Source organism: Actinocrinis sp. (genome assembly GCF_035946395.1).
In the GTDB taxonomy this organism is placed as follows: Bacteria; Actinomycetota; Actinomycetes; order Streptomycetales; family Catenulisporaceae; genus Actinocrinis.
In genome coordinates this window covers 1-22154 of the sequence record NZ_DASYZI010000052.1, presented here as the reverse complement: position 1 = coordinate 22154, position 22154 = coordinate 1, and the positions used below count along the sequence as shown (strand labels likewise).

The following is a 22154-nucleotide window of genomic DNA, read 5'->3' as shown; positions in this document are numbered from 1 at the left end:
TCGTCCCCGTCCAGCGCGGCCTCTCGCAGAACCATGTCGCGCTCGGCGCGCAGCTGCTGCGTCGGGACGGCGTATACGTGCTCGAACATTTCCTTCGGATCGACGGCGGGTTCCTCGGTCAGCCGCGCGCGCATCGCGGCGGCGTACCGCGCGCCCTCCGCGCCGATCGCGGCGTCGAGGTCCGCGTCGAGGCGGCCGATGGCCGTCAGATATCGGGCGAGCCGGTCCACCGGGTCGCGGGCGAGCCAGAGCTCTACTTCACCCGCGTCGCGGTACCGCGCGGCGTCGTCGGCGTTCGTGTGCGGCTGGATCCGGTAGGTGACCGCCTCGATCAGGGTGGGGCCGCCGCCCTCGCGGGCCTGCCGGATGGCCTGGCCGAGCACGTGCATCAGGCCGATCACGTCGTTGCCGTCCACCCGCAGTCCCGGCATGCCGTAACCGATCGCCCGGTCGGCCAGCGAGTGCGCGTGCGTCTGCTTGCGCAGCGGCACGGAGATCGCGTACTGGTTGTTCTGCACCAGGAACACCACAGGAGCCTGATACACGGCGGCACTGTTGCAGGCCTCGTGGAAGTCGCCCTCGCTGGTCGCGCCGTCGCCGAGCAGGCACAGCGCGACGACCGGGTCGCCGGCCAGCTTCGCGGCCAGCGCCAGCCCGACCGCGTGCGGCGCCTGGGTCGCCAGCGGGGTGCACTGCGGGGCGGTGCGCCACTGCTTCGGGTCGTAACCGCAGTGCCAGGCACCGCGCAACAGCGTCAGCGCGTCGACCGGGTCGATGCCGCGCACGGCGAGCGCCGCCGTGTCCCGGTAGGTCGGGAAGAGCCAGTCCTGCGGGCTCAGGCACAGCGCCGCCGCAGCCTGGCACGCCTCCTGCCCGCGCGAGGACGGATAAACGGCGAGATGGCCCTGCATCACCAGGGCGGTCGCCTCGGTGTCGAAAGCGCGCGCGAGACGCAGCGCCCGGTAGAGCGCCACGAGGCGATCGGCGGCGAGCAGGTCCGCGTCGGGGCGCAGCCCGCCCTCGACCGGCGCTCCGTGCTCGTCGAGATAGCGCAGCGGATCGGTGTCCCAGTACGGGGCGGCCGCCGCGGGGTTGCCGCGGGTCGCTCCGACGGGCAGGTCGAGCAGCGTCATGGGTTCTCCACGTAGCCGACACGGTTCCCAACCGAACCTTCGGTCGGTTGGTGCTTCGCCCCCAAGTCTGCGCGAGGGACGAGGCTGTGTCCACACTGTGGGATAAAGCCGCGCCGTGATATGCGTGAGGCGGACGTGGACGTACGGCCAGGTTCAAGCGGCACGGCTTAATTTAAGCGGCCGGGCGCGCGCAGTCCGTCGAAGACGAGGCCGGTGACGGCGTCGGCCAGCGGCCCGGCTTCGGCGGCCCGGTCGGCGGCGTGCGGGTGGAACCACTCGGACACCGAGTTGACCAGTCCGAAAATCAGCCGGGAGGTGAGCCGGGGATCGAGGCCGGCGCGCAGGTCGCCCTCGGCGATGGAGGCGGTGACCAGGTCGGCGACCCGGTGGTCGAACTCGCGGCGCCGGTCCAGCGCCTCGCGCTCGGTGGCGGTGTTGCCGCGCACCCGCAGCAGCAGGGTGACGTGCGGCAGGTTCCGGACCAGTTCGAGACAGGTGCGCCGCACGACGTATTCGAGCCGGTCCACCGCCCTACCTTCGCCGGAGCCTGGCTCGTCCAGCACCGCGAACAGCCCGTCGAGCGCCCGGGTCACCGACAGCCGCAGCAGTTCCTCCTTGCCTGCGACGTGGTGGTAGATGGACGACTTCGTGATGCCGGCCGCCTTTGCCAGGTCCTCCATCGAGGTGCCGTCGTAGCCGCGCACGATGAAGACCTCGACCGCGACGGACAGCAGCGACTCGACGGTGTGGCTGTCCCGGCGGGCCGCCGGGTCGGCGGGGCGCGAAACCACCACGATGCCTCCTCCTGCGGGACGCGCCGGGATCCGGCCCCGCCCCTACGAGACTACCGAACGTTCGGTTACCCTGAAGCTGAAGGGTCCAGCAGATATCGAAGAGCAGTCAAGACCGAGCCATCATCCACAGGAGCCGCCATGTCAGGCAACGCCGCCGAGCTGGTCGCCCGTCACCGTCCCTCACTCGATGCCGCGCTCGCGGCGATCCGCACCCGTGAGTTCTTCAACCACTTCCCGGAGCAGGCGAAGGCTTATCCGCCGGAACGCGCCGCCGAAGGCAAGGCCCGGTTCGAGGCGTTGCTCGGCAAGCGCTTCGACCTGGAGCAGCCGGGCACCGACGGCGAGGTCGGCGGTGAGCGTTCGCCATACGGCTTCGAACTCGGCGTGACCTATCCGCACGCCGACATCGACGCGCTGCTGCCCGCGATGGCCGCCGCGCTGCCGGCGTGGCGCGACGCCGGGCCGCAGACGCGCGCGGCGGTGTGCATCGAGATCCTCACCGAACTCAATGAGCAGACATTCGAACTCGCATACGCTGCCATGCACACGACTGGGCAGGCCTTCGGAATGGCGTTCCAGGCCGCCGGTCCGCACGCACAGGATCGCGGGCTCGAAGCGGTCGCCTATGGATACGCCGCCATGAATGCTCATGTGTCGCAGGCTCTCTGGGAGAAACCGCAGGGGTCGCGCCCGCCGATCCGGCTGGCGAAGAAGTGGGTCGCTGTGCCGCGCGGGGTCGGCATGGTGGTCGGCTGTGGCACCTACCCGACCTGGAACGGCTACCCGGGCATGTTCGCCTCGCTGGTGACCGGGAACGCGGTGGTGGTCAAGCCGCATCCGAACACGGTCCTGCCGCTGGCGATGAGCGTGGCGACCGCGCGCCGGGTGCTGGCGGAGGCGGGCTTCGACCCGAACCTGGTGGCGCTGGCCGCGGACGCGCGGGACGAGGGGCTGGCCAAGACGCTGGCGCTGCGGCCCGAGGTGCGGATCATCGACTTCACCGGCTCGAACGAGTTCGGCGACTGGCTGGAGCGCAACGCCGTGCAGGCGCAGGTGTTCACCGAGAAGGGCGGGGTGAACACGGTCGTGGTCGACTCCTTCGACGAGGATCAGTACCCTGCGGCGCTCGACCACCTCGCCTTCGCGCTGTCGCTGTACACCGGGCAGATGTGCACCACCCCGCAGAACCTGCTGGTGCCGCGGGACGGGATCCGGGTCGGCGAGCGGGCCGTGTCCTTCGACGAGTTCGGCACAGACCTGGCGGCGGCGGTGGACCGGCTGCTCGGCGACGACGCGCGCGCGTCCGGGATCCTCGGCGCCGTGGTCAATCCGTTCATCACACAGCGGCTGGCCCGCGCCGAGGGCGTCGGCAAGACCGTGCTGGCCTCGCGGGCGGTCAAGCACCCCGAGTTCGCGGAGGCCACGGTGCGCACCCCGCTGATCGCGGCCGTGGACGCGGCGGACACCGGCGTGTACGAGCACGAATGGTTCGGCCCGGTCTCGTTCGTCGTGGCCACCGACGGCACCGCGCACTCGATCGAACTGTACGAGCGGACGGTGCGCGAGCACGGCGCGCTCACCGCGGCGGTCTACTCGACCGACGAGGCGGTCATCGCGGCGGCCGAGGAGGCGACCTGGAACGCCGGCGCGAGCCTGTCGATCAACCTGACCGGCGCGGTCTACATGAACCAGTCGGCCGGCTTCTCCGACTACCACGCGACCGGCCTGAACCCGGCGGCGAACGCGACGTTCACCGACCACGACTTCGTTGCGTCACGCTTCCGCTTCGTTCAGTCACGCCGGCCCGCCTGAATCGACGCCCCCGCGTAAGTTTCACGGCGATCGCCAACACCCTGAACGTGCCCTGAGAAGGGGCCTGCCCGGCGGTTTGGGCTCTTCGGAGCCCGCGCCGCCTTAGCAGGCCCCTTCCACGCTTTCCAGCCGCGTCCGGTAACGGAGGGGTAACAGTCGCGGGGGACGCAACCAGGGGGGTTGTGAGAGCGCTCTCAACGAGGTAAGTTTCCGGCATCCCCACGGGGTAAGCGCTTACGCAAGCGCTTACCTGGGAGGGTTTATGCACGTTTGATCGTTTTGTCCTGGCGCTGCCGCACTCAGCGCCATCACCCTGCGCGCCGGGGCCCACACCCCGGCGCGCAGGGTTCCATACGCAGGATCCGTAACACGTCCAGGCGCTCCCGCGCATGCAACGCCGCATCCAGAGGGGAGGGAAACCGTGGTGCCCGAGGACATCGCCCCCGATCGCGCCGTCCTGCGGAACCCCGCGCTGGACGACTTCGACGGGGCCGCCCTGGACGCCGAGCTGGAGACGGCGTTGCAGAACCCTGTTCCGGGGAGCCCGCTGAACGCCGACAGCCGCAAGAGCGTCACCCCGCTGACCATCTACGACGTGGCGCGGCACGCCGGAGTCTCGATCGCCTCGGTGTCCCGGGTGCTCAACGGCCACGCCACGCCGCGGCCGGAGACCCGTGACAGGGTGCTGCGGGCGGTGGCCGAACTCGGCTTCGTCCCGGACGGGGCCGCGCGGGCGCTGTCCAGCCGGCTCAAGGAGATCATCGCGGTGGTCTACCGGCGCTCGCCGCTCGGGCCGCCCGAGGACCCGGTGTTCGAGGACGAGGCCGAGAACCTGGCGTTCGTCGACGTCATCAACCGCGGCGTGCAGATCGCCGCCCAGCGGCGCGGTTTCGACCTGCTGCTCAGCTCCGTGGACGTGGACGACCACGCCCCCGGGGCGCGGATCGCGAACCTGGCCGGCAAGAGCGACGGGATGCTGCTGCACGACCGGGTGCTGACACCCTCCGGCATCGTGCGGCTGGCCGACCGGGTGCCCGTGGTCACCCTGGCCGGCACGCCGACCCGGGCCAGCGTCAACGTCAGCGGCGACAACGCGCGCGGTATGCGGGACCTGATCGAGCACCTGATCCGGGTGCACGACTCCCGCAGCATCGCGTTCCTCTCCGGCCACGTCGACAGCCCCGACAGCGTCGCGCGCGCCCGGGTGGTGCGCGAGATCGCCGCCGAACACGACGTCAGAGTACTGACCGGGCCGCAGTGGTCCGGCGAGTACAGCGCGGCCGGTGGCGCACGCGTCATCAGGACTCTGCTGGATGCGGGGGCCTCCCTGCCGGACGCGATCACCTGCGCGAACGACCAGACCGCGCTCGGCGTGCTCTACGCGCTGCACGAGCGCGGCTACCGGGTGCCCGACGACGTCGCGGTGACTGGATTCGACGACATCCCGGTGGCGCGGCACCTGAACCCGCCGCTGACCACGGTGCGCCAGCCGATCCAGGACCTCGGCGCGATGGCCTTCGACGTGCTGTATTCGATGATCGGCGGCGAGCGGCCGGCCGAGCGCCAACTGGTGCTGCCGGTGCAGGTCGTGGTGCGCGGCAGCTGCGGCTGCCCCGCCGAGCCGCCCCCTTCTTACACAAGAACCGGCTGAAGGGCGCCGTAGGAAGCCATGCCTACCCTGATTCGCAGACTGCTGTTCTACGCGGTGACCGCCTTCGTGGCCATCAGCGTGAACTTCTTTCTGCCGCACATGATGCCGGGCAACCCGGTGCAGGCGATGATGGCCGCCGCCGGGCCGAGCCTCGACCATCGCGCGGTGGCCGCGCTCGAAGCGCAGTTCGGCCTCGGCACCGGCCAGTCGCTGATGTCGCAGTACTGGCACTACTGGAGCGCGCTGTTCCACGGCGACCTGGGCGTCTCGATCTCGCACTCGCCGGACACGGTGGCCACGGTCATCGGTTCGAGCCTGTGGTGGACGCTGGTCCTGGTGGGCACCGCGACCGTGCTCAGCTTCATCATCGGCACGCTGGTGGGCGCGATCGTCGGCTGGCGCCGCGGCACCTCGCTGGACCAGGTGCTGCCGGTCGCCACGTTCTTCCAGGCGATCCCCTACTTCTTCCTCGGCACGGTGCTGCTGTACTTCTTCGCCGAGCGGCTGCACTGGTTCCCGGCGGACTTCAAGGGCTACGACACCGACAACACCGTGATCGGCTGGAACCCCGCCTTCATCTGGAGCGCGGTCCAGCACGCGGCGCTGCCCGCCCTGACCATCGTGCTCAGCTCGGTGGCCGGCTGGATCGTGGGCATGCGCAACATGATGGTGACCACCATGGACGAGGACTACGTCCTGGTCGCGCAGGCCAAGGGGCTGCCGAACCGCCGGGTGATCTACTACGCGGCGCGCAACGCGGTACTGCCGAGCATCTCCAGCTTCGCCAATGCCCTGAGCTTCGTGGTGGCCGGCTCGCTGCTGACGGAACTGGTGTTTTCCTACCCCGGGATCGGCAACCTGCTGCTGAGCGCGGTCAGCGCCGAGGACTTCCCGCTGATCCAGGGCATCTTCCTGATCATCACCTTCGCCGTGCTGGCCGCCAACCTGCTGGCGGACACGGTCTACGTGCTGCTCGACCCGCGCACCAGGCAGGAGTCCTGAGATGGCCGAGGTGCTTCGTGTCCTGAAATCGCCCAAGATCGCGATCGGCCTGGGCATCTTCGTGTTCTTCTCCCTGATCGCGATCATCGGGCCCTCCATCGCCCCCTACCACGACCCGCTCAAGCTGACCGGCCTGCCGTGGCAGCAGCCGAGCGCGAAGCACTGGCTCGGCACCACGCAGCAGGGCCAGGACGTCTACTCCCAGCTGCTGATCGGCACTCGCAGCACCCTGCTGATCTCGCTGATCTCCGGGGCGATCGCGACGGTGCTCTCGGTGCTGATCGGGGTGGCCGCCGGCTTCTACGGCGGGCTGGCCGACAACTTCCTGTCGATGCTGGCGAACATCTTCCTGGTGCTGCCAGCGCTGCCCTTCCTGATCGTGATCAACAGCTACCTGCCCTCGGGCGGCAAGTCGAACTCGACGCTGCTGGCCGTGATCATCAGCCTGACCGGCTGGGCCTGGGGCGCGCGGGTGCTGCGGGCGCAGACGCTCTCGATGCGGCAGCGGGACTTCGTGGACGCGGCCCGGATCAGCGGCGAGCGCTCGTGGCGGATCATCGTGTTCGAGATCGTGCCGAACCTGGTGCCGATCATCGCGGCCTCCTTCGTCTTCACCGTGCTGTACGCGATGGGCACCTACGTGTCCCTCTCCTTCATCGGCGCGATCGACCCGAACAACCCGTGGAGCTGGGGCTCGATGCTCTTCTGGGCGCAGTCCAACACCGCGGCGCAGGTCGGCGGCTGGTACTGGTTCGCGGCGCCGGGCGTCTGCGTGGCGCTGCTGGGCACCTCCCTGGTGCTGCTCAACTTCGGCATCGACGAGTTCATCAACCCGCGGCTGCGCGCGGCGGGCCTGTCGCGCAAGGGCCTGAGGGCGGCCGGTGTGCGCTCGCGCAACACCATGGGCCTGACGCCGGTGGTGCGCACGCGGCCCGCGGCCGCGGCGACGATCATCGAGGAGACGGTGTGAGCGGCGTGATCGAGCGGATCCGGCCGGGCGCGGACGCCGCCCGCGGCGACGTGGTGCTCGAAGTCTCAGGTCTCTGCGTCGACTACGGGTTCACCGACGCCGTGCACGCGGTGGTCGACGCCGGGCTGACGCTGCGCCGCGGCGAGGTGCTCGGCCTGGCCGGCGAGAGCGGCAGCGGCAAGTCCACCCTGGCGTACGCGCTGACCAGGCTGCTGCGCGCGCCCGGCGTGATCACCGCGGGCGACGTGCGCTTCCACGGCCGCGACGGGGACTACGACCTGCTGGAAGTGGACGCCGAGACGATGCGCCGGCTGCGCTGGTCGCAGATCGCGGTGGTCTTCCAGAGCGCGATGAACGCGCTGAACCCGGTCATCTCGATCGGTGACCAGATCACCGACGTGCTGCGCGCGCACCGGCCGGGCATGGACCGCCGGGCGCGGCGCGACCGGGCGGCCGAGCTGCTCGGCCTGGTCGGCATCACCTCCGACCGGCTCGGCAGCTTCCCGCACGAGCTGTCCGGCGGCATGCGCCAGCGCACGATGATCGCGATGGCGCTGGCCCTGGAGCCGGACGTGCTCATCATGGACGAGCCGACCACCGCGCTCGACGTGGTCACCCAGCGGGAGATCCTGGAGGAACTGGTCGGCCTGCGCGACCGGCTCGGTTTCGCGGTGCTCTTCATCACCCACGACCTGTCGCTGCTGATCGAGCTGGCCGACACCATCGCGGTGATGTACGCGGGCCGGGTGGTCGAGTACGCACCGGCCGCCTCGCTCTTCCGCTCGCCGCGGCACCCCTACACCGCCGGGCTGCTCGGCTCGTTCCCCTCGCTGCACGGCGCGCGAGTGGCGATGACCGGAATCCCCGGCTCGCCGCCGGACCTGCGGCACGTGCCGTCGGGCTGCCCGTTCCACCCGCGCTGCCCGCACAAGATGGACATCTGCGAGCAGGAGCCGCCCGCACTCACCGTGCTGCACTCAGCCGGCCGGCGCGCCGCGTCGTGCTGGCTCCAGACCGACGGCTTCACCGCGCCGCAGTCGCTCTCGCTGCCCGAGCCGACCACCCTCGGCGCCCGCATCGTGGCGCGCGCCGGGCTACCGGGCACTGACCTGCAGGATCCCGAGATCGAGGCCGCCGGGAGCGCGCTGTGACCGACCTGACCCACACCCCGCGCCACGGGGCGCAGCCGACCGGCGGCGAGCCGCCCGCGCTCGAAGCCAGGGCGCTGACCAAGCACTTCCCGATCCGCCGCGGCTGGGGGATGCGCACCGCGCTGGTGCACGCCGTCGAGGACGTGAGCCTGCGTCTGTACGGCGGCACGGTGACGGCCGTCGTGGGCGAGTCCGGCTCGGGCAAGTCCACCCTGGCCCGGATGCTGGCCCGGCTGATCGAGCCGACCTCGGGCCAGGTGCTGCTCGGCGGCGCGCCGGCCCCGCACGGCGGCCGCGAGTACTCCAGCGCGGTGCAGCTCGTGCTCCAGGACCCGTTCGCCTCGCTCAACCCGATCCACGGGCTGCGTTACATCCTGGGCCGACCGCTGAAGATCCACGGCACGGCGCAGGACTCCTCGGCCGACGAGGCCATCAAGGACTTGCTCCGCCGGGTGGCGTTGACCCCGGCGGAGCAATTCATCGAGAAGATGCCGCACGAGCTGTCCGGCGGCCAGCGCCAGCGGGTGGCCATCGCCCGCGCGCTGGCGGTGCAGCCGCACGTGCTGCTGGCCGACGAGCCGGTCTCGATGCTCGACGTGTCCATCCGGCTCGGCGTGCTCAACCTGCTCGCCGACCTGCGCGACCGCGAGCAGTTGGCGATCCTGTACGTCACGCACGACATCGCCTCGGCGCGCTACCTGGCCGACACGATCGCGGTGATGTACGCCGGGCGGGTCGTCGAGGCCGGACCCGCGGTGCAGCTGACCGACCACCCGCAGCACCCCTACACCCAGCTGCTGCTGTCCGCCGCGCCGGACCCGGACCGCGCCGAGGCGCCGTCCCTGGCCGGGGCGGGCTCGCCGCCGAGCCTGGTGAACCCGCCCTCGGGCTGCCGCTTCCACCCCCGCTGCCCCTTCGCGATGCCGCGCTGCGCCGAGCAGCTGCCGCCGGCCTTCGAAGTCGGCCCGGGCCAGACCAGCGCCTGCTGGCTCCATGAGACCTCCGCCACAGTGTCCGCAAACACGGTGTCTCCCGACACAGTGGAGGAACGCACCACCAGTTCAGCAACACCCGAAACAAACGCACCAGAAGATCAATAGCTAGACAGTCACCAGGCGCGGACGCACCGGCGTAAGCCCAGCCGGCCGCGCCGAGCTCCTCGGACAGATCCCACCACGGTCTTCCCAAAGGATGGTCGGCCACGGCCGACTGGACACAACGGAGTGTAAGCAATGTTCCGGAAATCCGTATTGCCCCGGGCGTTCGCCGGGGTCGCGGCGATAGCCGCGCTGGCGCTGACCGCCAGCGCGTGCAGCAGCTCGCCGAAGCCCTCGTCGACCACCGGCACTGGTAACAACGGCAGCACCTCGGCCACGCTCAGCATCGAGTCGGCGCCGGTCTCGCCGTTCACCGACGACTTCAACCCGTTCGTGCAGACCAGCATCGCGAACACGGTGAACGCGACCTCCTTGCTGTACGAACCACTGCTTCAGTGGAACATCACGAAGTCGGACTCGTACTACCCCTGGCTGGCCGACTCCTTCACCTGGAACTCGGACGGCACTGCGGTCACCTTCAAGATGCACGCGGGCGTCAAGTGGTCCGACGGCCGGCCGCTGACCGCCAAGGACGTGGCGTACACGTTCCAGCTGATGCAGCAGAACAAGGCGCTCAACGGCAACGGCCTGCCGATCACCGGCGCCACCGCCGCGGACGACTCGACGGTCACCATCACCTTCGGCTCGGCGCAGTACACCAACCTGTACGCCATCTCCGGGCAGACCTTCATCGTGCCGCAGCACATCTGGTCCGCGCAGTCGGACCCGGCGCACTGGACCGACGCCACCCCGGTCGGCTCCGGCCCGTACACCCTGGACAAGTTCTCGGCGCAGGGCTTCACCCTGAAGGCCAACGCGAGCTACTGGCAGGGCGCGCCGAAGATCTCCGAGGTCAGCTTCCCGTCGTACGTGTCCAACACCACCGCCAACCAGGCGCTGGAGAACGGGCAGATCGACTGGGCGGGCAACTACGTCACGAACATCGACCAGACGTACGTGGCCAAGGACCCATCGCACAACAAGTACTACTTCCCCGCCACCAACACCGTGGTGCTGATCCTCAACGTCACCAAGGCGCCGTTCAACGACGTCAAGGTGCGCCAGGCGGTCAGCGCGGCGGTCAACCGCACCGAGCTCTCCCAGGTCGGTGAGACCAACTACGAGCCGCCGGCCACCTCGTCCAGCGGCCTGCTGCTGCCCGAGTTCTCCGGCCAGGTCCCCTCGGACCTGCAGAACGACCTGTCGGCCAGCTCGGACGCCAGCAAGGTCAGCCAGATCATGACCGCCGCGGGCTACGCCAAGGACGGCAGCGGCATCTGGGCGAAGGGCGGCAAGGAGGTGTCGTTCGCGATCGAGGACCCGTCCTCGTACACGGACTACTACACCTGCGCGACGCTGATCTCGCAGGAGCTCAAGCCGCTCGGCTTCGCGGTGTCGGTCAACGGCGTCACCCCGGACAAGTGGACCGCGGACCTCAACGCGGGCAGCTTCGACGCGGCGATCCACTGGGGCGGCGGCGGCCCGAGCCCGTTCCAGCAGTACGACAACTGGCTGGACTACAACACCAGCGCCCCGGTCGGGCAGACCGCCAACGGCGACTACGGCCGCTACAACAACCCGGCCGTGCAGAACGCGCTGAAGGCGTGGGCCGCCACCAACGACCCGAACCAGATCACCACGCAGCTCGGGATCGTGGCGCACGCCATGGCCACCGACGTGCCCGACGTGGTCCTGATGTACGGCGCCGGCTGGAACGAGTTCAACACCAAGAAGTTCAGCGGCTGGCCGACCAAGGACGACTCCTACATCGACCCGCGGCCCAACAACCCGTGGCTTGAGTACACCGTGCTGCACCTGACGCCGGCCTCGTAGTCACTCTCGCCCCGGATCCTCGCAGCCGCACTCTGCGCGGATCCGGGGCACTTTTTTACCTCAAACATGCGGATTTTCCAGGATTTCGAGGAGTTCGGGTGGAGCTCGGGCGGCGAACCGAAGCGGGCAGGCCGCGCACCGCGGCAGACGGACGGGGACGGGACGGGCAGTGGGACGGACAACCTCAGCCGGCGGCGCGTGACGCGACCGCCCACGAACTGCTGGCCATGCTGACCCTGGAGCAGAAGATCGGGCTGCTGACCGGAGCGGACAACTTCACCCTGCCCGGCCAGCCGCTGATCGGGCTGCGCCGGCTGGTGTTGTCGGACGGCCCGGCGGGCGTGCGCGGGGCGTTCCTCGACCCCGCCGACCGCTCCTCAAGCCTGCCGGCCCCGATCGCGCTGGCCGCCGCCTGGGATCCCGAGCTGGTCGAGCAGGTCACCGCGCAGCTGGGCCGGGAGGCGCGGGCCAAGGGCGTGGACGTGCTGCTCGGGCCAACCGTGAACCTCGCGCGCACCCCCTTCGGCGGGCGGGGCTTCGAGGGCTTCGGCGAGGACCCGGTGCTGGCCGCGCGCACCGCCGCCGCATGGGTGCGCGGCGTGCAGTCGGCCGGGGTGGCCGCGACGGCCAAGCACTACGTGGGCAACGACGCCGAGACCGAGCGCTGGACCGCGGACTCCCGGATCGACGAGACGACGCTGCGCGAGCTCTACCTGGTACCGTTCGAGGCCTGCGTCACCGAGGCCGAGTGCGCGATGGTGATGGCCGGATACAACAAGGTCAACGGCGCCACGATGACCGAGCACGCGCACCTGCTGCGCACCGTGCTCAAGCAGGAGTGGGGCTTCACCGGAGCGGTGGTCTCGGACTGGTTCGCCGCGCGCTCCACCGAGCCGACCGCGCTGGCCGGGCTCGACCTGGTGATGCCGGGCCCGAACGGCCCGTGGGGCGGCGAGCTGGCGGCGGCCGTGGCGCGCGGCGCGGTCTCCGAGGCCGAGGTGGACGAGAAGGTGCTGCGGCTGCTGCGGGTGGCCCGCATGGTCGGCGCGCTGGGCGGGCTCCACCAGGCCGCCGTGCCGGGCCCGCACGCCGACCGCGACGTGCTGCGCAAGGCGGCGTCCGGCTCGTTCGTACTGCTGCGCAACAGCGGCGGCGCGCTGCCGCTGGCGCCGAACGGCGGGGCGATCGCGCTGATCGGTCCGAATGCGGTGTTCCCGCAGTACCAGGGGCTCGGTAGCGCGCAGGTCGGGGTGGCGGTCGCGGTCTCCCCGGTCGAGGGGCTGCGCGCGGCGCTCGACGAGCGCGCCGAGCTGACGGTGCGTCAGGGCGTGCGCACCTGGCTGAACACGCCGCCGCCGGACCCGGCGCGGCTGACCGACCCGGTCACGTCCAAGCCGGGCGTGCGCCTGGAGCTGCGCGGCGAGGACGGCAAGGTACTGCACACCGACGTGCGCGAGCGTCCGGAGCTGACCTGGTGGGACCCGCTGCCGGCGCCGCTGACCCCCCGCGACATGAGCGAGCTGACGTTCCGCACCACCTTCCGGGCCGAGGTCTGCGGCCCGCACCGGTTCGCGGTGGCCGGTCTGGGCGCGCTGCGCCTTGAGCTCTCCGGCCAGTTCCAGGACGGCTCCGGCCCCGTCCTGACGACCGGCACCGCTCCCCCCGCCGGCGACCCGGTCGAGGCGCTCTCCCGCCCCTTCGAGATCGGCACCGGGCTCGACCTGGACGAGGGCGACACGGTCGAGGTGTTCGCGTCCTGCGACCCGACCGGCCACGGCGGCGAGTTCACCCGCTTCCAGCTCGGCATCGTCCCGATGCCCGAAGAGGACACGCTGATCAAGGAGGCCGTCGCCGCCGCGCAGTCCAGCGACGTCGCGGTGGTCATGGTCGGCGCGGCCGCGGGTGTGGAGAGCGAGGGCTACGACCGCGAGACCCTGGCCCTGCCCGGCCGCCAGGACGAACTCGTCGAGGCCGTCGCCGCGGTGAACTCGCGGACCGTCGTGGTCGTCAACAGCGGCATGCCGGTGCTGATGCCGTGGGCCGACCGGGTGGCCGCGATCCTCCAGGTCTGGTTCCCCGGCCAGGAGTTCGGCCACGCCTTGGCCGACGTGCTGCTCGGCACCGTGGAACCCGGCGGGCGCCTTCCGGTAACCCTCCCCCGCACCGAGGCGGCCGTCCCGGTCGGCCCAGCCCGCCCCGTGGACGGCATGCTCGACTACAGCGAGGGCCTGCTCGTCGGCTACCGCGCGTACGACAAGGCGGGCACCGAGCCGCTCTTCCCGTTCGGCCACGGCGTCGGCTACACGACGTGGGCGTACGAGACGCTCGACGTCCCGGTGGGCCCGGTGCCCGTAGGCGCGGACGTCGAAGTCACCGTCACGGTGCGAAACACCGGCCGCCGCGCCGGACGCGAGGTCGTGCAGCTGTACATGTCCGAGCCGGAGCCCGCCACCCCGGACGGCAACGGGCGCCCCGTGCGCGTCCTAGCCGCCCTAGGCCACGCGACCGCCGAGCCAGGCGAGACGACGCACGTACGCCTACGCGTACCCACCCGAGCATTCGCACGCTGGGACGCGTCGAACCACGACTGGGCCCACCCCCGCGGCCGCTACCTGATCCAGGTCGGCCGCTCGTCCCGGGACCTACGCCTGTCCGCCCCCGTCCTGATCGGCTGATCCTCCTGGTCGGCTGATCTCCGGCATCCCGTCATGAACTCCACCCGTTCGGCGCAGTCATAGTATCGATGAATGCGCAAATACCCGGACGTGCATCACAACACGGCATGACTACCATCGAGGCCATGACGGCCCACGGCAGTGAAGAACAGTTCCCCGATCCGCGCAGGCTGATCGCGCTGCTGGCCGATCCAGTGCGGCTGCGTGTCTATTCCGCACTGGTGCTCTCCCGGTCGGACAACGGCGCGCAGCCGCCGGACCTCTCCGAGGCCTGCGGCGTGCCGGTGCGGGACGTCGTGCGGGCGCTCAGCCGCTTCGAGGAAGTGCGGCTGGCCGCCCGGCTCACCCCCGAGGAGGGCGACGGCTGGCGCGCGACGCCCGAGACCCTGCGCACCGCGACCGAGGCCAGCGCCCGGCAGCGTGAAGAACCGCTGCCGGGTCCTGGCGTGTCCGACCCGCAGACGGCGGCGGTCCTGCGCGGCTTCTTCTCCCGGGGCAGACTCACCCATGTACCACTGGCACACGCGAAGCGTATGGTCGTGCTCGACTATCTGGCGCAGTCCTTCGAGCCCGGCGTGCGCTACCCCGAGACGGAGGTCAACGAGATCCTGGGCAAGTTCCACGACGACTACGCGGCGCTGCGCCGCTACCTGGTCGACGCCGACTTCCTGGGCCGCTCGGAGAACTACTACTGGCGCACCGGCGGCTCAGTGGGCCTGTGAGCAAAGCCAGCAACCCGGTAGCCAGGAACCGGTAACCGGTAACCGGTAACCCAGCACCCCGGTAAGTCAGCAAGCCAGCACCTCACTAGCCCCAAAACCAGTACGCCTGTAAGACCATACGGACTGTGAACCACCCCTTCATCGCATACGTTTGACGTGTGATGTGCACCGCCTGATGCCATATATCGGCGGGCACCGGATAGACAGGACCAGGAGAGCGCGCCGATGCCCGTCAAGGTGTTTGGACTGCCCACTCACGTACTGCTGTTGCACGCGGCCGTAGCCGGCATCCCCCTGGTCTGCCTGACCACCATCGCCATCGCGGCCCGTCCCGCGTGGCGCCGCCGCTTCGGCCTGGTCAACGCCATCGTCACGGTCGTCATGGTCGGCGTCACCTATGCGACCGACCTGGCCGGCCAGCAGCTGTACAACCACGCGACGTACCTGGACAAGATCGCCGCCCAACACCGCAGCCTCGGCCTGACCCTGGTCTGGTTCGTCGCCGCCGTGGCCGTCTTCGCCGTGGCCCTGGTCGTCGCGGACCGCGCCGGCTACGCCGAGCACCACGCCACGATGGTCACCATCAGCGCCCTCGCCATCGCCGCCAGCGCGGTCTGCATCGTGCAGACCGTCCGCGTCGGCGACTCCGGCGCCCGAGCCGTCTGGGGCGGCATCAACGTCTCCGCCGGAGCCGAACACACCCCGCTGCGCTAGTCCTGCCCCGCCCGCTTGGCCCGCCACCGGGCCATCAGCTGTTCCGCGAACTCGGCGGAAACCTCCACGTGCTCCTGATCCATGGTGCCGAGGATGTAGTAGCGGTCCAGGTAATCGGTGGGATGCCACTCAAGGTCGTTGCCGACCGCCTCGTCTGTGTGGAACGGCTTCGTATGGGTGCGCCGCACCAGCCCGGTCGCGTCTTCGGCGGTTCCGTTGTCCCTGATGAGCGCGTAGTACGTGACAGCGGGCTCGTCTTGTTCCATGGCGGGAACCTATCCCATCCCCAAGTTGATGCCAGACGCACCGTCCGGTGGCTGAACCGAGCCCAGAATCCTGTTCTGCTCGGCCTGGAGTTCCAGCCGGCGCTCCGCGGAAACGCCCGGCAACCGCTGTTCCTCATAGAGCCCGTGCGTCACCATCTTGGCGTCGAAGCTCTCCTGCGTGTGGAATTGCATCTCGAAGACGTGCCCGGTCTGCGGATCCCGCCAGAAACTGTTGATCGCCTGATAGCCGGGCTTGCCCCAGGTGTTCTTGAACTTGACGTTCTCGAATCCGGCCTCGTGAAAACGGTCGATGACCGAATTGACCCCGCTGGTATACGAAGATCCATCACCCGGGAACTTCAGCGTGTACCGAACCGAGTCTTTCATGTCGTCCAGTGCCGTGCCGAGATCCCGGTCCACACTGCGATTGAGCGTTGTGGCGAGCTTACGCTTGAAGGACTCGGGGTCCTTGAGCACGAATTCCGGATAACCCGCCAGGTCGGCGCCGGGGACTTCGTCCTTGATGCCCGTGATGGCTGGGCTGATGCGCGACTCGGCGGTCTTGGCGCGGGCTAGGAACCGGTCTGCGGCGGCGTTCTCCTCGCGGCTGAGGTGCAGACCGTTCTCGCCCTCCCAGCTTCCCTCCGGATCCAGGGCGGTCGCGAACTTACTGTGCAGGCTGCTTTGGGTGGCTCTCTCGGCGTCGGTGGTCAGGGTCCTGCTGCCGTCCTGACCGAGCCTTTCGGCGACGTCGACCAGCTTGCTCGCCTGCGTCGCGTCCGCTTCGGTGATCCGCCTGACGACGTCTTCGGTGCCCTTACCCGCGCTGCGGTACATGTCCTCGATCGCCTTACCGGCGTCCTTGCTCAGCGACCTGCCGATTCGTTCGGCAGCGTTCTGCAACGCCTCGACAATCGGATTGGCCATCGGCCGGACCCCCGCAAGTCAGACGATCGGACAGGCACGCATGCTGCTGGTGGCTGCACACGCACGAGTCAGACTACTCAGATCCGCCCCCGCAGATCCGCTCGACCGGACGAGTCGGACAGGTAGGCAACGACGCTAGACGACGACGCCTTCGACGGTGATCGGGCCGTCGGGCCAGCAGCGCAGCGCGACGCGGTCGCCGGGGCGGGGCCAGATGCGGCCGCCGGATTTGGCTCGGGCGGCGGCGAGCAGGAGCGCGGCACAGTAGGTGGCTCTCGCGGCCCCGGACTGCATCAGCACCAGGGCGCCGGATTGATCGCATTTGACGATGCGGCCGGGCAGCATGCCCGGAGCCTTCCGGCCGAGCTCTTCGAGGTCGGCGTCGCTCCAGCCGAGACCGTCCGCAGGGACGGCCACCAGCGGGGCGGTGGAGCGACCGGCGCCGTAGCGGCCGTGCGTGGGCGGTGGAGGCACATCGGTTGCCGGCGCGGGGTCGCCTGTGGCGGCGCTTGCCTGCATCGTGCCCTCCAAGGCTCGTACGGCTCGGGGCACCGGCTTGTGCCGGCGCCTTCTGGTCGGCGGGCGGATCGGCCGCTGCGCCACATGTCAGATGGGTTGTCAAATATCCGTTATGCGGATGATCGAGTCATCCTAAGCGACGGGGTCGGTGCTGTCTCTGGTTTATTCTCACTCGGCGCGTCAGCTGGCTCGACGGCTTTTTCACCGGCGCTTTCACCACCGCGAGCAGGATCGGAGGCACCCGCGCCTGCTCGGACGGCGTTGTACACCGCACCGATCAGAACGACGAGACCGGTGATGTACATCCACAGCAGGATCGCCGCGGTGGCCGCTATCCGCCCGAAGCCGGCCGCGCTCCCACTGTTACCGCTACCGCTACCGCCATTGCCGCCATGATGCAAGTAAACCCGCAGCAGCGCCGACCCGGCAGCCCACATCGCGAGGGCGACGAGCGCGCCCGGCAGTTCCTTACGCCAGCGTCTGCGGTTCGGCAGCGCCACGTAGTAGAGCGTGGTGAGGAACGCCACGAGGGTCGCCGCCACCGTCGGCCAAGCTAGCGGGCCGAGCACGGCCGCCGCGGCGGGCGTGACGTCGGCGAGCAGCTCGGTCCCGGCCAGCATCAGCGGCACGGTGGCCGTCGCGAGCAGCAGGGCCGGCAGATACAGCGCAAACGCAAGCAACCGGGTGCGCACGATGCCCCGCAGCCCGTTCTGCCCGGAGGCGACGGTGATCGTGTCGATCGCGACATTCATGGCACGCGAGCCGGACCACAACGCCACGAGGAAGCCCACGGAGACCACGTCGGCGTGTCCTGACGTCAGAGTGTCGTGCAGCGCGGGCGCGACGGTCTGACGCACCTCACGCTGGGAAAGCACGGCGGCTGCGGCGTTCGTCAGGACCTGCTCCAAGCGGGCCGCGCGGGCCGCGCCGAGTTGGCTGTGCAGATAGCCCAAGACGCCGACGGTGCCCACCGCGAAGGCGGGCAGGGAGAGCAGTACCCAGAAGGCTGCTTCAGCGGCGAGGCCGGTGATGCGGTAACGCAGGCAGAGCGAGAAGGTGACGCGGACGCGTGACCTGCGGCGGGTGGCATTTCCGGCCAGATCGGCCGGAGTGGTTGAGGGGTCGCGTGTCTGACGCGGCGTCACAGCGTCGAGGTGCGACGCGGTGCGCGCCTCGCTCGGCATGGAAGCGGGAGCGGGCTTGCGTAAGGTTTCGTCGACGGTTTCCGTGTACATCACGATTTCGTACTCGGCTGCGTTAGGCCGCCCCACGGTACCCAACCCGGGCGCCCGCCCTCAACGCCGACCCTCTCAGCCGTCTGCGATTCCGCCGAACGGTGGTCGCCAGTCCGGTTGCGCAGCGAAAACGGACAAGAATGCCCGAAGGCCGCGACTGCTGGTAAATTTCAGGTAAAGAGCCTTCACGAAGTCCGCTTTGTCCAGGCTGCCGAGCCGTATCTTTTCGCCACGGGCGCTATCTGACACCCGGTCCACTCCCCGGGCCGGACGCAGAGCGCGCCTGGCGCCGAATCCGGTCGCGAGGCCGGAACCGGGGAACCACCGTTCGCTCCGCGTCATCGGATCCCACCCGGCCCAGCCGGTCCCGAGGGCGGCCGGGGCGTTCAGGGGTGAATCGGAACCTACCGCACGCCGCACACGCTGTTCGACGAGCACGACGTTCGACAAACACGGTGTTCAGACAAACGCAGTGTTTGGGCAGACACAAGTGTTTGGGCAGACACAGTGTTCAGGCGGCCCGGAACGCTCCGTAGGGCACTTTCCGCCCGAACCCGTCAGCTCACCCGGTAGGCGGCAGGAAAGTGACCGCATTGGAGTGCGCGAGAAATGGCGTCTCACAGACGGGCGAAGGTGTCGGCCCGTTCCGTCATGACCCTCACGGCCACGACCGCCGCGGCCGCAGCAGGCGTGGGGCTCGCCCCGACCTCCGGCCACGCAGCCTCGATCACCGACATCGAGAAGCAAGTAAGCGCGCTCAACGCGCAGGCCGAGCAGGCCACGAACGTGTACGACGGCGCCATGGAGCAGCTGGCCAACCTCCAGAAGCAGGTCGACAACCTGCAGGGCGAGGCCGCGACCATGCAGCAGTCGATGAACCAGGTGATGGCCACCCTGGGCCCGCTGGCCGCCGCGTCGTACCGGGCCGGGTCGGTCGACCCGACGCTGGAGCTGATGCTGCAGAGCCACCCGGACCAGTTCCTACAGCAGGCCGCGACGATGAGCCAGCTCGGCCAGGCCGAGGCGATGAACCTCAAGACGCTCAAGCTTGAGCAGGCGCAGCTGGCCTCGATCAAGAAGCAGGCCGCCGACCGGCTCGCGCAGCTCCAGCAGGCCGAGCACCAGGCGGCCGACATGAAGGCGCAGATCGTCGACAAGTTCCAGCAGGCGCAGTCGCTGCTCTCGCAGCTGACGTACACGCAGCTGGCGAGCTTCGACTACTCGGGCGTCAGCGCCGCCGAGATCGCCGCGGTGCCCCCGGCCACCGGACGCGCCGCCATCGCCATCGCGTTCGCCAAGTCCAAGCTGGGCACCTGGTACCTGTGGGGCGGTACTGGGCCGCAGTACGACTGCTCCGGGCTCGTGCAGGCCGCGTGGGCCGCCGCCGGGGTCTCGCTGCCGCGTACGACCTACGAGCAAGTGAACGTCGGCTACGCGGTGCCCGCGATCCTCGGCGACCTGGAGCCGGGCGACGTCATCTTCTACAACGGCGACGAGCACGAGGCGCTCTACATCGGCGGTGGGCTCGTCATACACGCGCCGACGACCGGCATGCAGGTGCAGTACGGCCACTGGAACATGATGTCGATCTCAGGCATCCAGCGGATGACCTGACGCTCATGTAGTCCGTTCGGCGTATGCCAGCGTGCGGCAGGCTGTGACACGGAGTTGCCTGGTTCCGTAGGAATTCTTCAGTAGGGATTTCTGACGGGTCATCGGAACCAGCGGAACGGTGGTGTACAGCCGTGGGGTACAGGCGTGTTCGCGTCCTCGTCTTGCTGGCCGCCGGAGTCCTTGCGGCGTGCGCCGGGTGTACGTCGTCGGGGAGCTCGTCCAGCGGCGGCGGTTCCAACTCGGCGAACTCGTCGGCGGCACAGGGCCTCGAAGCGGGCTACGAGCAGATCGTCGCGGCCGCACTGCCCTCGATCGTGCGAATCGACACGGCCACCGGGCTCGGGTCCGGCGTGATCCTCGACACGAATGGCGACATCGTGACCAACGCGCACGTCATCGGGACGGCCACGACGTCCACGGTCACGCTCTCCACCGACCGCACCGCCCTGGACGCCAAGACGATCGCGTCCTTCCCGCAGGGGGATCTCGCGGTGATCAGGCTGGACAGCCCGCCGAAGGGGCTGAAGGCCGCCGTCTTCGCCGACTCCGCGAGGCTGCGGATCGGCCAGATCGTGATGGCGATGGGCAATCCGCTCGGCCTGTCCAGCTCGGTGACCCAGGGCATCGTCTCCGCGACTGGACGCACCGTCACCGAGCCGGGCGGCGGGAACGCGGCGCCCACGACCCTCACCGACATGGTGCAGACCTCCGCCGCGATCAACCCGGGCAACAGCGGTGGCGCGCTGGTCGATCTGAGCGGCCACATCGTGGGCATCCCGACGCTGACCGCCGTCGACCAGGAGCTCGGCGGGGCGGCGCCCGGCATCGGCTTCGCGATCTCGTCGAACACGGCGCGCAACATCGCCCAGCAGATCGTGAAGAACGGCCGGGTCACCGACTCGGGGCTGGCCGCGCTCGACGTCTCCGTCCGCACGGTGGTCGACCAGAGCGGCAAGCCGGTCGGCGTGGGCGTGGTCTCGGCGAAGCCGGACGGCGCGGCGGCGAAGGCCGGGATCACGGCCGGGGATCTGATCACCGCGGTGGACGGCACCCCGACGCCGAGCGCCTCGGCGCTGTCCGAAACGCTGGCCACGCTCAAGCCGGGCCAACAGGTCCCCGTCGCCGTGACGCATGAGGACGGTTCGACGGCGACCGTCAATGTGACGCTGGGCACGCTCGCGGTCAGCTGACCGCCGGGGCTGGCCCAGCCCTTTTCCGGGCGGGCCCAGGCGAATTCGCGCCCCTCGCACGTCTCTCGGGCAGCCTTGGAGAATCGCCGCGGCCCGAACGGTCTCATACTGTGGTCCGTATCATGAGCCGCGATGGACGCTGCTCGTGACCGGATGGCACTCTCGGCAGAGACCGCCCTCTTCGCGAAGGACGACAGGATGACCGAGTCGGGCACGCCGAAAACCCCCGCGGCGGTGGGGGCCGTGGGAAGCGTGCGCACGCATCAGGTGAGGCGGCACTGCGGCGAGGGGCAGTGGGCCCTGGGACACTTCACCCCGCTCAACCCCAACGAGCAGGCCAAGAAGGACGACGACGGGCTGAACATGCACGGCCGGATGCGCTGGCGGGGACTGTACACGCAGCGCCGACCCGGAATCGACGGCGGCAAGACCGCGATCCTGGAACCCGAGGACCTCGACGACGAGTACTTCATGCTGCGGGTCCGCGTCGACGGCGGCCGCCTGTCGGTCGCCCAGCTGCGGGCAATCTCCGAGGTCTCGGTCAAGTACGCGCGGGGCACCGCCGACGTGACCGACCGGCAAAACGTCCAGCTGCACTGGATCCGCATCGAGGACGTCCCGGCGATCCGGCAGATCCTTGAGGCCGTCGGCCTGGAGACCACCGAGGCCTGCGGCGACGTCCCGCGCGTCATCCTCGGCTCGCCGATCGCTGGCGTCTCCCGCGACGAGTTCCTCGACGGCACCCCGGCGATCGAGGAGATCAACGAGCGGTTCATCGGCTCCAGGGAGTTCTCCAACCTGCCGCGCAAGTTCAAGACCGCGGTCTCCGGCCTACAGGACGTGGTGCAC

Annotated in this window: 18 protein-coding genes, 1 pseudogene and 1 riboswitch; of the genes and pseudogenes, 13 read left to right on the top strand and 6 right to left on the bottom strand. The window is 69.8% G+C overall.

Going from position 1 to position 22154, the window contains the following annotated elements; translation table 11 throughout:
* Both VGS97_RS03465 and VGS97_RS03460 read right to left on the bottom strand, forming a co-directional pair.
* A partial coding sequence (locus VGS97_RS03465; protein WP_326851697.1) for a thiamine pyrophosphate-dependent enzyme occupies positions 1–1133 on the bottom strand: 1133 nt, incomplete at its 3' end.
* 167 nt (positions 1134–1300) lie between these two features.
* The gene (locus VGS97_RS03460; protein WP_326851696.1) at positions 1301–1927 is read right to left on the bottom strand and encodes a TetR/AcrR family transcriptional regulator; all 627 of its coding nucleotides are present in this window, start codon (positions 1925–1927) and stop codon (positions 1301–1303) included.
* Between the two features lie 138 nt (positions 1928–2065).
* Here VGS97_RS03460 and paaN point away from each other — a divergent pair, with 138 nt between their 5' ends.
* From paaN to VGS97_RS03410, 10 genes are all read left to right on the top strand, one after another.
* The gene (paaN, locus tag VGS97_RS03455; protein ID WP_326851695.1) at positions 2066–3739 is read left to right on the top strand and encodes a phenylacetic acid degradation protein PaaN; all 1674 of its coding nucleotides are present in this window, start codon (positions 2066–2068) and stop codon (positions 3737–3739) included.
* Positions 3740–4160: 421 nt separating this feature from the next.
* Positions 4161–5390, top strand: coding sequence for a LacI family DNA-binding transcriptional regulator (locus VGS97_RS03450; RefSeq protein ID WP_326851694.1), 1230 nt, complete (start codon positions 4161–4163; stop codon positions 5388–5390).
* Between the two features lie 18 nt (positions 5391–5408).
* Positions 5409–6392 (top strand): ABC transporter permease, encoded by a 984-nt coding sequence (locus VGS97_RS03445; RefSeq protein WP_326851693.1) that lies wholly within the window; start codon positions 5409–5411, stop codon positions 6390–6392.
* Between the two features lies 1 nt (position 6393).
* Positions 6394–7362: an ABC transporter permease gene (locus VGS97_RS03440; RefSeq protein WP_326851692.1), complete on the top strand. Its 969-nt coding sequence runs from the start codon at positions 6394–6396 to the stop codon at positions 7360–7362.
* On the top strand, positions 7359–8513 hold the full coding sequence (locus VGS97_RS03435) for an ABC transporter ATP-binding protein (RefSeq protein ID WP_326851691.1): 1155 nt from the start codon (positions 7359–7361) through the stop codon (positions 8511–8513). Before VGS97_RS03440 ends, VGS97_RS03435 begins: the two co-directional genes overlap by 4 nt.
* A 5-nt stretch (positions 8514–8518) precedes the next feature.
* The gene (locus VGS97_RS03430) at positions 8519–9613 is read left to right on the top strand and encodes an oligopeptide/dipeptide ABC transporter ATP-binding protein (RefSeq protein ID WP_414641634.1); all 1095 of its coding nucleotides are present in this window, start codon (positions 8519–8521) and stop codon (positions 9611–9613) included.
* Between the two features lie 132 nt (positions 9614–9745).
* Positions 9746–11443: an ABC transporter substrate-binding protein gene (locus tag VGS97_RS03425; RefSeq protein WP_326851689.1), complete on the top strand. Its 1698-nt coding sequence runs from the start codon at positions 9746–9748 to the stop codon at positions 11441–11443.
* A 98-nt stretch (positions 11444–11541) separates the two neighbouring features.
* Complete coding sequence (locus VGS97_RS03420) at positions 11542–14118, top strand: beta-glucosidase family protein (RefSeq protein WP_326851688.1); 2577 nt, start codon at positions 11542–11544, stop codon at positions 14116–14118.
* Positions 14119–14225: 107 nt separating this feature from the next.
* Complete coding sequence (locus VGS97_RS03415) at positions 14226–14840, top strand: DUF2087 domain-containing protein (protein WP_326851687.1); 615 nt, start codon at positions 14226–14228, stop codon at positions 14838–14840.
* A 225-nt stretch (positions 14841–15065) separates the two neighbouring features.
* Positions 15066–15554: a DUF2231 domain-containing protein gene (locus VGS97_RS03410; protein WP_326851686.1), complete on the top strand. Its 489-nt coding sequence runs from the start codon at positions 15066–15068 to the stop codon at positions 15552–15554.
* Here the strand turns inward: VGS97_RS03410 and VGS97_RS03405 are convergent.
* From VGS97_RS03405 to VGS97_RS03390, 4 genes are all read right to left on the bottom strand, one after another.
* Positions 15551–15820, bottom strand: coding sequence for a hypothetical protein (locus VGS97_RS03405; protein ID WP_326851685.1), 270 nt, complete (start codon positions 15818–15820; stop codon positions 15551–15553). The genes VGS97_RS03410 and VGS97_RS03405 overlap by 4 nt on opposite strands.
* Before the next feature lie 9 nt (positions 15821–15829).
* Positions 15830–16723, bottom strand: a complete 894-nt coding sequence (locus tag VGS97_RS03400) for a hypothetical protein (protein WP_326851684.1) — start codon at positions 16721–16723, stop codon at positions 15830–15832.
* A 159-nt stretch (positions 16724–16882) separates the two neighbouring features.
* Positions 16883–17266: a hypothetical protein gene (locus VGS97_RS03395; protein WP_326851683.1), complete on the bottom strand. Its 384-nt coding sequence runs from the start codon at positions 17264–17266 to the stop codon at positions 16883–16885.
* Between the two features lie 110 nt (positions 17267–17376).
* Positions 17377–18501, bottom strand: a complete 1125-nt coding sequence (locus tag VGS97_RS03390) for a YihY/virulence factor BrkB family protein (RefSeq protein WP_326851682.1) — start codon at positions 18499–18501, stop codon at positions 17377–17379.
* Positions 18502–18778: 277 nt separating this feature from the next.
* Positions 18779–19091, top strand: a riboswitch (cyclic di-AMP (ydaO/yuaA leader).
* Positions 19092–19152: 61 nt separating this feature from the next.
* On the opposite strand from VGS97_RS03390, the gene VGS97_RS03385 reads away from it, so the two are divergent.
* From VGS97_RS03385 to VGS97_RS03375, 3 genes and pseudogenes are all read left to right on the top strand, one after another.
* Complete coding sequence (locus VGS97_RS03385; RefSeq protein ID WP_326851681.1) at positions 19153–20115, top strand: C40 family peptidase; 963 nt, start codon at positions 19153–19155, stop codon at positions 20113–20115.
* A 131-nt stretch (positions 20116–20246) separates the two neighbouring features.
* The gene (locus VGS97_RS03380) at positions 20247–21305 is read left to right on the top strand and encodes a S1C family serine protease (protein WP_326851680.1); all 1059 of its coding nucleotides are present in this window, start codon (positions 20247–20249) and stop codon (positions 21303–21305) included.
* Positions 21306–21503: 198 nt separating this feature from the next.
* Positions 21504–22154: pseudogene (locus tag VGS97_RS03375) on the top strand (nitrite/sulfite reductase); the annotation flags it as partial.